The following is an 11,358-nucleotide window of genomic DNA, read 5'->3' on the forward strand; positions in this document are numbered from 1 at the left end:
TGCTCCGGGTCCACGCCTGGGCCGGGCCGGTCAGCGCGGGCCGGTGCTCGATGCCGGCCGCCGTGAGCGCCTCGAGGAAGCCGCGGGTACGCAGCGACCCGGCCCCCGCCCCCTGCGGGTCGAACGTGCCGACCAGGGCGATACGACGACGGCCGAGCGCGAGCAGGTGCTCGGTGACGGCCCGGGCCGCGTCCACGTTGGCCATCGCGACGTGCGGCACACGGCTGTGCAGGGACCGCTCCCCCAGCAGGACCACGGGGAAGTCGACCTCGAGGGTCGGGGCGTCCGGGCCACGCAGGGCCAGCGGGGAGAAGATCAGCCCGTCGGTCATGCGCCGGCGCGCGCTGACCAGCACCCCGAGCTCGCGCTCGCGGACCCCCCCGGTCTGCTCGATGAGGACGGTGTAGCCGCGCTCCGAGGCCGCGCTGATCACCTCGTCCGACAGAGCCGCGAAGTACGGCAGGCTCAGCTCGGGCACCGCCAGGGTGATCATGCCGGTGCGGCCCAGGCTGAGGTTCCTGGCCGAGAAGTTCATCTGGTAGCCCAGGGTCTCGATCGCCTCGAGCACCCGCCCGCGGGTCGCGGCCGAGACGTGCGGGAAGTCGTTGACCACGTTCGAGACCGTCTTGACCGAGACGCCGGCAGCCCGCGCGACGTCACGCATCGTCGCGGACATGGTCGTCTCCTCGTGATCGGTGGTGCCTGCACCGCTCGCGCCTGGTCGTGGCGCGCCACGGCGTCGGACGCTGGGCGTCACTATGCCATCGCCGGAACACAGGGGGTTCGCCCCGGGGCCTCAGCCGTCGGGGGGTCCCGCCCAGGCCACCAAGGGGTGGGCCTCGGTCATGCCGGCGGGCAGAGCGGCGCGGGTGCGGTTGAACCGCTGCTCGTCCGCGTCGTAGCGGTAGCAGCCGGCGTCGAGCAGCTCGGTCATGTGCTCGGCCAGGCAACGCACCCCGTACCCGATCGGCTCAGCAGGGTTCAGCCCGGTCTCGAGCCACCACATGTAGACCGGCAGGCCCGGAGCTGCCGTGTCGACGATGAACGCACCGTCGGCATCGCCGGTGAGCGGGACCCAGCTCTCCCTCCACATGTTGTCGGGTCGTCGTGGGTCTCGACGGCGATCTGCCGGGTGAACACCCCATAGACCCATGCCTCCTCGAACGGCAACGCCGTCTCGCGCGCAGGAAGGATCGGACAGTGGTCGGGCCCGTCAGCGGGTCGTGACTCCACCCACGACCACCAGTCCGCCAGATCCTGGGCCGCCTCGGCAGGCAGGGCCCCCCACGGCGGCGAGTCCGACGGCCCAATCCCGGCACCTCCCACATCGTGGGGATGACGGCCTCCCGTCACGCGATCCATGGCCCCAGCGAGCGCCGCGAGCCACTCCGGGTGCTGTGATCCGGTGTTGCGAGGGGTCGAGGGCACGGGCCCACCTTTCGTCGGGCACCAGCTCGATGTCGGAGAGCCGGCGCAGGGCCGAGTCTGGCGCAGCGGACATGTGGACACCCAGCACCGCCCCACCTAGAGTCGCCGGTAACCGGTTACCTCGACGAGGAGGCACTCATGGACCCGCGTATCCGCGTGGACGGCTCTCGACTGCGCGACGGCTCGGGCCAGGAGGTCCTGCTGCGCGGCGTCGGGCTCGGTGGCTGGATGACGATGGAGAACTTCATCACCGGCCACCCCGCGACCGAGTCGCAGATGCGCCGGGCGGTGACCCGCGTGCTCGGGGGCGAGGCGGCCGAGGCCTTCTTCGACACGTTCCTCACCGAGTTCTTCACCGAGGCCGACGCCGCCCTGCTCGCCTCGCTCGGCATGAACTGCGTGCGTGTCCCCTTCAGCTACTTCCACCTCGAGGACGACGCCGCCCCCTTCGTCATCAAGGAGTCCGGGCTACGGCGCCTGGACCAGGCCGTCGAGGCCTGCGCGGCCCACGGCGTATACACGATCCTCGACCTGCACGCGGTGCCCGGCTACCAGAACCAGCACTGGCACAGCGACAACCCGAGCGGCTGGGCGACCTTCTGGAACCACCCCCACTTCCAGGACCGCGTCGTCCACCTGTGGGAGGTGCTCGCCGACCGGTACAAGGACAACCCCTGGGTGGCCGGGTACAACCCGCTCAACGAGCCCGCCGACCACACCGGCGAGGTGATCGGCCCGTTCTACACCCGCCTCGAGAAGGCCATCCGCGCGATCGACCCGCAGCACGTCCTCTTCCTCGACGGCAACCGATACTCGACGGACTTCTCGATGTTCGCCGAGCCGTTCGACCAGGCCGTGTGGACCGCGCACGACTACGCCCTGCCGGGGATCGCCAACCCGAGCCGCTACCCGGGCGAGACCCGCGGCAAGCACTTCGACCGCGACGTCGTGCACGAGACCTTCCTGCGGCGCACCGAGGTGATGCGCAAGACCGGGACGCCCATCTGGGTCGGCGAGTTCGGGCCGCTCTACACGGGGGACGCCGAGCGCGACGCCGGCGCCCTGCGGCTGCTGCAGGACCAGCTCGACATCTACCGCGAGCACGGCGCGAGCTGGAGCCTGTGGACCTACAAGGACATCGGCACCCAGGGCCTGGTCAGCACCGCACCGGACAGCCCCTACCGCGAGCGCATCGCCCCCGCCCTGGCCAAGAAGCGGCGCCTGGGCACCGACTCCTGGGGCGGCAGCGAGGCGGGGATCCGGCACGTGCTCGAGCCCATCGAGGAGCTGTTCGCCACCGAGTTCCCCGACTTCGACCCCTTCCCCTGGGGGCCGCACCCGTGGATGAAGGTGCTCGTGCGCCACGTGCTGCTGGCCGAGCCCATGGTCGACGAGTTCGCCCGCTGCTTCGCGGGCCTCGACGCCGACGGCGCGGCCGAGCTCGCGCGGTCCTTCCGGCTGGACCGGTGCGTCGAGCGGACCGAGCTCACCGACCTGCTGCGGGCCGATCTGCGGCGGGGCTGAGCACCGGCCCCGCCGAGCAGTCCACGCACCTGCCCTAGAGTGCCGTCGTGGCTGAACCCGATCGACTCTCCCGACTGCGGCGGACCCCGGACCGCCCGCCACGCCAGAAGCCCACCGTATGACCGCCTGGCGACGTCGCCAGGCCGCCCTCGCGGCGCTCGTGATCGCCCTCACCGTCGGGGGCTGCGCGACCGTCCACGACGCGGCCGCGCTCGAGGAGAGCCGGGACGAGGTCGATGCGGCTGCCCGCGCCGACCTGCCCGCTCTCGCCGACGCCCTGGGCGCCGAGATCGAGGACCCCTGGGGCAGGTGGTCGGCGGGCGGAGCGAAGAACGCCTTCCAGGTCTCCTACGAGGCCACCGCCCGCCTGGTGGCGCCCTCGGCCGACCAGGACGAGGTCGCGGCGGCCATCGCGCATCTCGGCTACGAGGTGATCCAGAACAGCGACGCGGGGGTCGTGGGGACACGGGACGATCTCAAGATGATGACCGCAGGTGGGGATTCGCCCTTCCGCATCAAGGTCGTCGGCCCTTACCTGAGGACCGAGACCGGGGTGGTCAGCACCGGCGTCCGCGATGAGCTCGACCTCCCGGTCGACTGAAGCGCGACCGCCCGGGCCAGCCGCCCAGGTCGGGTGAAGGCCGGACCAACGGTGCAGGTCAACGCGCGGCACCCGTTGCACTCCTTAGGCCCGCGCCCGACCAACCGCCTCGTCCAGCACCTCCAGCACCCGCTCCTGGGCCTCGAACCGGATGCAGTGCCCCACCCCGGGGACGGGCACGTGCGTGAGGCGTCCGTCGGGGGCTCGGCCGAGCAGCGCCTCGACGCGCGCGACCTGGGCCGGGGTCACGATCGCGCCGCGCTCGACGTCCCCCGTCAGCAGGGTCACCGGGAGACGGACCTCAGCCATCGCCTCGGCCCAGTCTCGCGCGTCCCACTGGTGCTCGACCTCGGTGAGGCCGGGGGCCAGCGCGCGCTTGGCTGCGGCCCACGGCTCGCGCACCGCCTCGTCCCACCCCGGGTTGTCCGCCCGCGAGCGTGCGACGAGCTGCTCCTGGCTCGCCGACCGGTAGGCCGCGAGCGCGGGCGGCATCCATGAGGGCATGCCCCGCTCCCCCGCCTGCCATGCCGAGACCCACGCCGGGTCCTCCAGGACGAGTCCGATGACGAGGTCCGGCTGGGCCAGGGTCAGCTCCTGGGCGGTGAGCCCACCCATCGAGTGCCCGACGACGAGGGCCGGGCGGCCGATCACCTCGCGCAGCACGCGCGCGGCGTCCGAGGCGAGGCCCGCGATGGTGAAGGGCTCCTCGGGCAGGATCGAGCCGCCGTGCCCGCGTGCGTCGGGGGCGACGACGTAGGCGCCGCGGGCCGCGAGGTGCTCGGCGACGGGGCGCCACACCTCCCCCGCGTCGGTCACCCCGTGCAGCAGCAGCACCGCCGTCGGGGCGTCCGGCTCCCCCCACGCGTGCCAGGCGATCCGGTCGAGCGTGCCCGTGGTCTCCATGGTTCGAGCCTAGGCAGGTGACGCGCCGGACCGCAGGACCCCCGGCCCGGCGTCGTCGACCTGAGGGGCCGCCTCAGAACATCTGGCGGTACAGCGCGAGGATCTCCTCCTGCGAGGCCGGTCGCGGGTTGCCGCCGGCGCACACGTCGGCGTGGGCGGCCTCGGCCAGGGCGGGCAGGTCCTCCTCGCGGACGCGGAGGTCACGCAGGCGCTCGGGGACGTCGAGGCTGCGGGCCAGGGTCGCGACCGCGTCGACCGCGGCCTTCCGCGCCTCGGCGAGGTTCAGCCCCTCCACGCCGTCGACCCCCATCGCCCGGGCCACCGCGCGCAGCTTCTCCCCGGTGTGGTCGGCGTTGAAGGCCATGACCCCGGGCAGCAGCACGCCGTTGGCGATGCCGTGGGGGGTGTCGTAGAAGGCGCCGAGCGGGTGGGCCATGGCGTGCACGAGGCCCAGCCCCACGTTGGAGAAGCCCATGCCGGCCACGTACTGCCCGACAGCCATGCCCTCGACCCCGTCGGCCTCACCGCGGGCGGCGGCGGGCAGGGAGCGGGCGATCATCTCGATCGCTGTCAGGTGCAGGGCGTCGGTCAAGGACCAGGCCGCGAGGGTCGTGTACCCCTCGATGGCGTGGGTCAGGGCGTCCATGCCGGTCGCGACCTGCAGGGACCGCGGCATGCCGTCCATCAGGTCGGGGTCGACGACGGCGACCAGCGGGATGTCGTGCGGGTCCACGCACACGAACTTGCGCCGGTTCTCGACGTCGGTGATGACGTAGTTGATCGTCACCTCGGCTGCGGTCCCGGCGGTCGTGGGTACCGCGATGATCGGCACTGAGGGGCGCGTGGTCGGCGCGACGCCCTCGAGGCTGCGCACGTCGGCGAACTCCGGGTTGGCCACGATGATCCCGACGGCCTTGCAGGTGTCCTGCGGGGAGCCGCCGCCGATCGCGACGAGGCAGTCGGCCTGCGCGGCCTCGAAAGCCTTGACCCCGGCCTGGACGGCCTCGATGGTCGGGTTAGGCATCACCTGGTCGAACACCTCGTAGGCGAGCCCCGCTGCGTCCAGGGTGGAGGTGACGCGGTCAGCGACACCGTTGCCGCGCAGCACCGCGTCGGTGACGACCAGGGCCTTGCGGTAGCCCTTCGCGCGCATCTCGTCGGGCACGCTCGCGACGGCGCCCCGGCCGAAGTAGGCAGTCTGGTTGAGGATCATGCGGTGGACCATCGTGGGCCTCCTGGTGCGTGCGAGGCGTCGGTGCCCCGCGGGGTGTGGGTCGCGCTGGTCCACCAAGGACCAGCAGCGGGTCAGGGCAGACGTGCGCCCTCGGGGATCGCGATCTGGTCGTAGACCAGGACGGTGGGGGTGCCCGCGCGCTCGGCCTGGAAGAGCACCTCGGCGTTCTCCTCGACGGCGACGGCGACCTTGAAGGCCAGCTTGAGCGAGACGCCGACGGCGAGCAGCCCGTGGTTGGCCCAGACGACGGCGTTGACGTCGTCGCCCATGAGCTCGGCGCTGCGCCGGCCGAAGTCGGCGTTGGTCGAGAACTCGAAGGGCATGATCGGGACCGGGCCCTTGGCGTAGAGCACCATGTTGAGCAGCACCGGGTCGATCCGCCGGCCCAGGGCGCCGAGGACGTTCACGAAGGTCGACTCGGTGTGGACGATCGCCTGGGCGTCGGGCCGACGGCGGTAGTGCTCGAGGTGCACCGGCAGCTCGGTCGAAGGAAGCAGCTCCCCCTCGAGCACGGTGCCGTGCATGTCGACCACGAGCATGTCCTCGGGGTGCATCGCGTCGTAGCGGACGTCGCTGGGAGTGATGACCACCGCGTCCTCACCGTCGAGCACGCCGGGAAGCCGGACACTGATGTTGCCCTGGGTGTTGAAGTTGAGGCCGCAGCGCACCGACTCGCGGCAGTAGTACAGGATCTCCTCGCGGAGCCTCGGGTCGGCGAGGCCGGGGCGGGTGACGGTCTGCTGGCTCATGCTCTCTCCCAGGTGAGTGAATCGTTTCATCCAGCATCCCTGAGGCACGGTCGAGGAACCAGGGACGTCAGTCCTGGGTTCAGATCCACCCCTGCTCCCGCGCGTAGCGCGCGGCGTCGTGCCGGGTGGTCGTGTGGGTCTTGCCGATGGCGCTCGACAGGTAGTTGCGCACGGTGCCGGGGGCGAGGTGGAGGATGCGCGAGATGTCAGAGGAGGAGTAGCCGTCGCTCGCGACGCGCAGCACGTCCTTCTCGCGCTCGGTGAGCGGGCAGTCGTCGATGAGCGCCTGCGCGGAGACGCTCGGGTCCACGTGGCGACCACCCCCGGCGACGTGCGCGATCGCCTCCGCGATGGTGTCCGGCGAAGAGTGCTTGCCGAGGAACCCGCGCACGCCCAGACGCAGGGCGCTGCGCAGCATGCCGGGCCGGGCGTGCCGGGTGAGCATGAGGATGGGCTGGTCGGGCCGGTCGGAGAGCACAGCGCCGGCGACGTCGAGCCCGTCCAGGCCGGGCATCTCCAGGTCGAGCACCAGCACATCGGGCTCGTGCTCCGCGAAGGCGGCGAGCGCCTCGTGCCCGTCGGCCGCCTCGGCGACCACCGCGATGTCGCCCTCGAGAGGCAGGAGGGTGGCGAGGGCCGTGCGGATCAGCCCCTCGTCGTCGGCCAGCACGACGCTGATCGTCATGCCGCAGCCCTGACCAGGTCGAGGCTGAGCGTGAACGAGCCGCCGTCGTGGGACACACTCAAGGCACCGCCGGACCGCGCGACCCGCTCACGCAAGGCCGCGAGCCCGCGTTCGGGCCGAGCGGTGGCGGGCGCACCGTCGTTGCTGATGGTGAGCGCATCGTCCGTGATCGCGATGGTGACGGTCCGTGCCGCCGGGTGACGAAGGATGTTGGTGGTGCCCTCGCGCAGCACGAGCGCGAAGATCTCCTCGTCGGCCGCGTGGCGCGTGTCCTCACCGGAGATGTCGACGTCCATACCGGCCGCCGTCAGGAGCGCCGTCGCGTTCGCGAGCTCGGAGGTGAAGGACAGCTGGCGGGTCGAGTTCACGAGGTGCTGAGCCTGGTCGATCGTCTCGCCCGTGAGGCGTTCGATCTCGGCGAGCTCGGCAGCCACGCGCTCAGGGTCGACATGCTGGAGACGCGCCGCGACCGCCGCCTTGAGCTTGATGACGTGCAGGGTGTGGCCCTGGATGTCGTGCAGGTCAGCGGCGAACCGCATCCGCTCCTTGACGACCGCCAGCTCGGCCTCCGCGGCACGCATCGCGTCGAGCTCGGTGAACAGTCGCCACGCGATGTCGTTGAGCCAGAACGTGGCGATGAAGATGGTGGCGTAGAAGAGGGCTCCGGCCACGTACCCGACGGTCGAGCCGGGGCTGTTCACCATGCTCAGCAGGCCTGTGGCGCCGATCATGGCGAGCAACGCGACCGCCCAGAGGCCTCGCAAGCGAGCCCGGGAGACGACCAGGATCCCGCCGACGATCGCGACCGGGGCTACCGCCGGGACATCGATCCGCACGAGCACGGCAGCCACCCAGGTCGCCTGCGCCAGCGCCAGAGCGGAGACCAGCACCGCGAGGCGGGGAGGGTCGTGCCACCTGCTCGCCAGCCAGACGGCCACACCGAAGCTCGGCGCCACCACGACGGGGTGCCACCAGGGCCCGGCCGAGAGGATCAGCGCGAGCCCGCCGACCAGACTCACCGTTCCCACCATCACGGCGGTGGTGATGAAGCGCATGCGGGTGAGCGGGCGCGCCTCCGGAGTGGTCATGGCCTGTCTCGCACCTTTCGAAGCGGCCTGGGAGCGGGTCTGCACCGCCATCTTCCGTCCGCCACATCGCCGAGCAACAGTGACGCCGTGTCATGCCCAGCTGGTGACCTGGTGGCACTCCTGCGCGCGCACGCGCCGAGGAAGGCTGAAGCCATCCAGTTCCGCGATGCCCTCGACCGACGGCGTCGCGGTCACGTCCGAGAGTGAGGATCCACCATGCTTTTCGATGGTATCGGCGACTTCTTCCTTCAGCTGCTCGAGTTCGTGGGCAACCTCGAGTCCTGGCAGCAGATCGGCGCGCTCCTCCTGGTGAGCGCCATCCCCTTCATCGAGTCCTACCTGGGCAGCTTCATGGGCATCCTCGTCGGGATGGAGTCCATCGTCGCGGTCGCCGTCGCCTCCGTCGGGAACGCGATCTCCACGTTCCTGCTCATCGCCGGCGCCGGTCGTGCGCGCTCCGCCGTCGTCAACGGGCGCCAGGGCACCGGTGCACCGGTGCAGTCCAAGCGCCGGCAGAAGGTGGCGAAGTACATGGAGCGATTTGGCGTCCCCGGCGTCTCGCTGCTCGGCCCGCTCGCCCTGCCCAGCCAGTTCACCGGACCGACGATGGTCGCGATCGGCGCGTCGGCGCGCAGCGTCTACGCGTGGATGGGGATCTCGATCGTCGCCTGGGGCGTGCTGTTCGGGTTCTTCAGCCACCTCGTCGTCGGCTGGGTCGGCTGAGGGAGACCCCCGGTCGGAGGAGCGGGCCATGGCTCGTCCGTCCCAGGTTGCGAGGGGCCGCAGGTGGCCGAGACGGTGGGGCGTCCGATGGCGACGCGTCGAGGGGGAGTCATGTCACGCAGGAGCGGCCGGGACCCGGGCCCGCGCGCACGAGCCGAGACGGCGGGCGAGGTGCGGACGCGCCACCTCAGGGCTGCGCTCTACGCCCTGGGCACGACCGCCGTCGTCCTCGTCACGGATCCGTCGATCATGCAGGAGAACCGACCTGCCGCCTACGCGTTGACCGGGCTCGCCTTCGCCCTGGCCCTCGGCTTCTGGGAGATGGTGCTCGTCGCGGTGCGGCGGCTTCGGGTCGGCCGGCGGCGGGGAGAGGGCCGTTGACCGAATCGACACCGCATCGCACCGAGACCCGGGACGGTTCAAAGGACGTGGCCGGGCGGGCCGCTCCGAACGGCGACGACGCCGGCATCGTGTGCTGGCGTCACGCCGGGGTCTACTTCCGGACCTTCTCGAACCCGCCTGGGCGGGACGACCCGAGCGTGGCCTTACCGTCCGGTCGGCCAGCAGCACGAGCGTAAGGCGCACGCTCCGACGCCGGACACCTTGTCTGTCCCCTCAGTCCTTGATCTACTCGTCGTGATGACAAGACACCGGCACGATGGTCGAGCACGCCGCCGTCACCCGCGCTGGGCGGCAACCCTCGCGCTCCTCACGACCGGTGCTGTCGCAGCCTGCAGCTCAGCACCTGAGTTCCCGTGCGACCCGCATGAGGTCTTCGAGTCCGAGGCCGGACCGGGGGACGAGGTCACCACCACCGACTCGGACGGTGACACCCCCGAGGACTCCCGGCTGCTGCACGAGCAGGACGGCGCCTCGTTCTTCCTCGTGCAGTGGGCCGAGCAGGACGCTGGCTCGGTGTGCTTGTGGATGGAGCGCGACGACGACTTCGTCTCGCACATGTGCGGCGGTTCGCCCGTCGGCGTCGGAGCTCCGCCCGCAGGGCTCAGCGCCACGTACGACACGAGCGGAGAGGTCGACGAGCACGCAGGGAGCGACCTCACAGCGGTCAGCGACTGCCTAGCCGTCAGCACCGACGCCTACTGACGGATTCTCCGAGGGAGGTACTCCGACGGCGGGACCAGCGGTGCTGTCCCGCACGACGAGTTCCGGGGTGAACCGCACCCGCGCAGCCAAGCCGTCCTGCCCTGCGGTCGACGGCTCCAGCAGCAGGTTCGCCGCCGCTGCGCCGATCTCGCGGCTCGGCTGCCGCACCGAGCTCAGGGGCACGGCCGCGACCGCCGCGAAGGCGATGTCGTCGTACCCCAGCATGCGCACGTCCTCGGGTACCCGCAGGCCCGCCCCGAGGAACGCCTGCATGATGCCGATGGCCTGCATGTCGTTGGCGGCGAACACGCCGTCGGGCCGTCGGCCTGCAGGCAGTCGCAGGATCTCCTCACCCGCCGCGCGGCCCAGGTCGATGTCCATGCCCGGTCCGGAGTGGACCGTGAGCTCGACGCCAGCGTGGTGGCCGATCGCCTCCTCGCACCCCTGGAGCCGCTCGGCGATCTGCGGGACGGCGAGCGGCCCGGCCACGAAGGTCACCCGCGTGCAGCCCGCCGTCACGAGGTGCTCGCCTCCGAGCCGACCGCCCGCGAGGTGGTCCCCCGAGACCGACGGCAGCACCCGCGTGGGGTCCTCCTGGTCGACGAGCACCACGGGGATACCCCGCGCGTGCAGCCGCCACAGGCGCTCGAGGTCCTGCGAGACGGGGGTGACGATGATCCCGGCGAAGCGGAACTGCTCGAACACGTCGAGGTACTTGTCCTGCGAGGTGGGCGACTCGTGGCTGCTGCCCACCATGACCGACAGGTCCCGCCCGACGGCGGCGAGCTCGGCCGCCGAGACGATCTCCCCGAAGAAGGGGTTCGCGGCGTTGAGGACGCTGATGCCGATGGTTGCGCTGCGCCCGCTGCGCAGCTGACGGGCCGGCATGTGGGGCACGTACTGGAGCTCGTCGATAGCGGCGCGCACCCGGTCGACCAACGGTGGGGTGACCTTCTCGGGTCGGTTCAGGACGTTCGAGACGGTCGCCACCGAGACGCCCGCGAGCGCCGCGACGTCACCGATCCGTGCCTTGCCCACGCGACCACCTCCCCTCCGGACGTCCACACCCTCTCGCGTCCGTGGACCCGGGCGCGAGGGGACGACGGTCCCACGCTCCTCCGTGGTCATCGGCGCTCCCCGGGGTCGCCCCGATGGCCGGAACCCCGCGGAGAAGGTAGACCCGTGCCATGGGAACACTGATGAGATCCACCGTCCTCGGGCTTGCCGCAGGCGGCCGGTCCTCCCTCGGGGTGGCCGTCCCGGTGCTCGCCGCGACCCGCGGGCGACGCGGCGTCGGCCCCGCGCTGCTGCGCGGGTCG

Annotated in this window: 13 protein-coding genes; 5 read left to right on the forward strand and 8 right to left on the reverse strand. The window is 71.7% G+C overall.

Translation table 11 applies throughout. The features are described 5' to 3' along the window. Both L0B03_RS08050 and L0B03_RS08055 read right to left on the reverse strand, forming a co-directional pair. Positions 1-676 (reverse strand): LacI family DNA-binding transcriptional regulator (locus tag L0B03_RS08050; RefSeq protein ID WP_250445297.1); only part of this gene is annotated, 676 nt, incomplete at its 3' end. A 120-nt stretch (positions 677-796) separates the two neighbouring features. Beyond that, complete coding sequence (locus L0B03_RS08055) at positions 797-1,093, reverse strand: hypothetical protein (protein WP_250445298.1); 297 nt, start codon at positions 1,091-1,093, stop codon at positions 797-799. 473 nt (positions 1,094-1,566) lie between these two features. Here L0B03_RS08055 and L0B03_RS08060 point away from each other — a divergent pair, with 473 nt between their 5' ends. Both L0B03_RS08060 and L0B03_RS08065 read left to right on the forward strand, forming a co-directional pair. Then, on the forward strand, positions 1,567-2,952 hold the full coding sequence (locus L0B03_RS08060; protein WP_250445299.1) for a glycoside hydrolase family 5 protein: 1,386 nt from the start codon (positions 1,567-1,569) through the stop codon (positions 2,950-2,952). A 118-nt stretch (positions 2,953-3,070) separates the two neighbouring features. After that, on the forward strand, positions 3,071-3,553 hold the full coding sequence (locus L0B03_RS08065; protein WP_250445300.1) for a hypothetical protein: 483 nt from the start codon (positions 3,071-3,073) through the stop codon (positions 3,551-3,553). 84 nt (positions 3,554-3,637) lie between these two features. Here the strand turns inward: L0B03_RS08065 and L0B03_RS08070 are convergent, their stop codons facing one another. From L0B03_RS08070 to L0B03_RS08090, 5 genes are all read right to left on the reverse strand, one after another. Then, the gene (locus L0B03_RS08070) at positions 3,638-4,456 is read right to left on the reverse strand and encodes an alpha/beta fold hydrolase (RefSeq protein ID WP_250445301.1); all 819 of its coding nucleotides are present in this window, start codon (positions 4,454-4,456) and stop codon (positions 3,638-3,640) included. A gap of 73 nt (positions 4,457-4,529) precedes the next feature. Next, entirely contained in the window at positions 4,530-5,681 is a 1,152-nt protein-coding gene (fucO, locus tag L0B03_RS08075; RefSeq protein ID WP_250445302.1) for a lactaldehyde reductase, read from the reverse strand. Positions 5,682-5,761: 80 nt separating this feature from the next. Continuing rightward, the gene (locus L0B03_RS08080; protein WP_250445303.1) at positions 5,762-6,439 is read right to left on the reverse strand and encodes a class II aldolase/adducin family protein; all 678 of its coding nucleotides are present in this window, start codon (positions 6,437-6,439) and stop codon (positions 5,762-5,764) included. 79 nt (positions 6,440-6,518) lie between these two features. Next, positions 6,519-7,124, reverse strand: coding sequence for a response regulator transcription factor (locus L0B03_RS08085; protein WP_250445304.1), 606 nt, complete (start codon positions 7,122-7,124; stop codon positions 6,519-6,521). Beyond that, positions 7,121-8,212 (reverse strand): sensor histidine kinase, encoded by a 1,092-nt coding sequence (locus L0B03_RS08090; protein WP_250445305.1) that lies wholly within the window; start codon positions 8,210-8,212, stop codon positions 7,121-7,123. The genes L0B03_RS08085 and L0B03_RS08090 overlap by 4 nt, the downstream gene beginning before the upstream one ends. Positions 8,213-8,428: 216 nt before the next feature. Here L0B03_RS08090 and L0B03_RS08095 point away from each other — a divergent pair, with 216 nt between their 5' ends. The 3 genes from L0B03_RS08095 (at position 8,429) to L0B03_RS08105 (ending at position 10,039) form a co-directional block, all read left to right on the forward strand. Then, a complete protein-coding gene (locus L0B03_RS08095) occupies positions 8,429-8,935 on the forward strand; it encodes a hypothetical protein (protein ID WP_250445306.1) in 507 nt (168 codons plus the stop codon). Between the two features lie 111 nt (positions 8,936-9,046). Then, on the forward strand, positions 9,047-9,316 hold the full coding sequence (locus L0B03_RS08100) for a hypothetical protein (RefSeq protein ID WP_250445307.1): 270 nt from the start codon (positions 9,047-9,049) through the stop codon (positions 9,314-9,316). Positions 9,317-9,574: 258 nt separating this feature from the next. Beyond that, a complete protein-coding gene (locus L0B03_RS08105; RefSeq protein ID WP_250445308.1) occupies positions 9,575-10,039 on the forward strand; it encodes a hypothetical protein in 465 nt (154 codons plus the stop codon). On the opposite strand, the gene L0B03_RS08110 is transcribed toward L0B03_RS08105, so the two are convergent. Next, complete coding sequence (locus L0B03_RS08110) at positions 10,013-11,077, reverse strand: LacI family DNA-binding transcriptional regulator (RefSeq protein ID WP_250445309.1); 1,065 nt, start codon at positions 11,075-11,077, stop codon at positions 10,013-10,015. The two genes, L0B03_RS08105 and L0B03_RS08110, sit on opposite strands and share 27 nt — an antisense overlap. Between the last annotated feature and the right edge of the window lie 281 nt (positions 11,078-11,358).

The organism is Actinotalea sp. C106, from assembly GCF_023630195.1.
Lineage (GTDB): Bacteria > Actinomycetota > Actinomycetes > Actinomycetales > Cellulomonadaceae > Actinotalea.

Coding starts and splice junctions, on each gene's coding strand:
- L0B03_RS08055 (WP_250445298.1), bottom strand. CDS start 1,093: ATGTGGAGGGAGAGCTGGGTCCCGCTCACCGGCGATGCCGACGGTGCG.
- L0B03_RS08060 (WP_250445299.1), top strand. CDS start 1,567: ATGGACCCGCGTATCCGCGTGGACGGCTCTCGACTGCGCGACGGCTCG.
- L0B03_RS08065 (WP_250445300.1), top strand. CDS start 3,071: ATGACCGCCTGGCGACGTCGCCAGGCCGCCCTCGCGGCGCTCGTGATC.
- L0B03_RS08070 (WP_250445301.1), bottom strand. CDS start 4,456: ATGGAGACCACGGGCACGCTCGACCGGATCGCCTGGCACGCGTGGGGG.
- fucO (WP_250445302.1), bottom strand. CDS start 5,681: ATGGTCCACCGCATGATCCTCAACCAGACTGCCTACTTCGGCCGGGGC.
- L0B03_RS08080 (WP_250445303.1), bottom strand. CDS start 6,439: ATGAGCCAGCAGACCGTCACCCGCCCCGGCCTCGCCGACCCGAGGCTC.
- L0B03_RS08085 (WP_250445304.1), bottom strand. CDS start 7,124: ATGACGATCAGCGTCGTGCTGGCCGACGACGAGGGGCTGATCCGCACG.
- L0B03_RS08090 (WP_250445305.1), bottom strand. CDS start 8,212: ATGACCACTCCGGAGGCGCGCCCGCTCACCCGCATGCGCTTCATCACC.
- L0B03_RS08095 (WP_250445306.1), top strand. CDS start 8,429: ATGCTTTTCGATGGTATCGGCGACTTCTTCCTTCAGCTGCTCGAGTTC.
- L0B03_RS08100 (WP_250445307.1), top strand. CDS start 9,047: ATGTCACGCAGGAGCGGCCGGGACCCGGGCCCGCGCGCACGAGCCGAG.
- L0B03_RS08105 (WP_250445308.1), top strand. CDS start 9,575: ATGACAAGACACCGGCACGATGGTCGAGCACGCCGCCGTCACCCGCGC.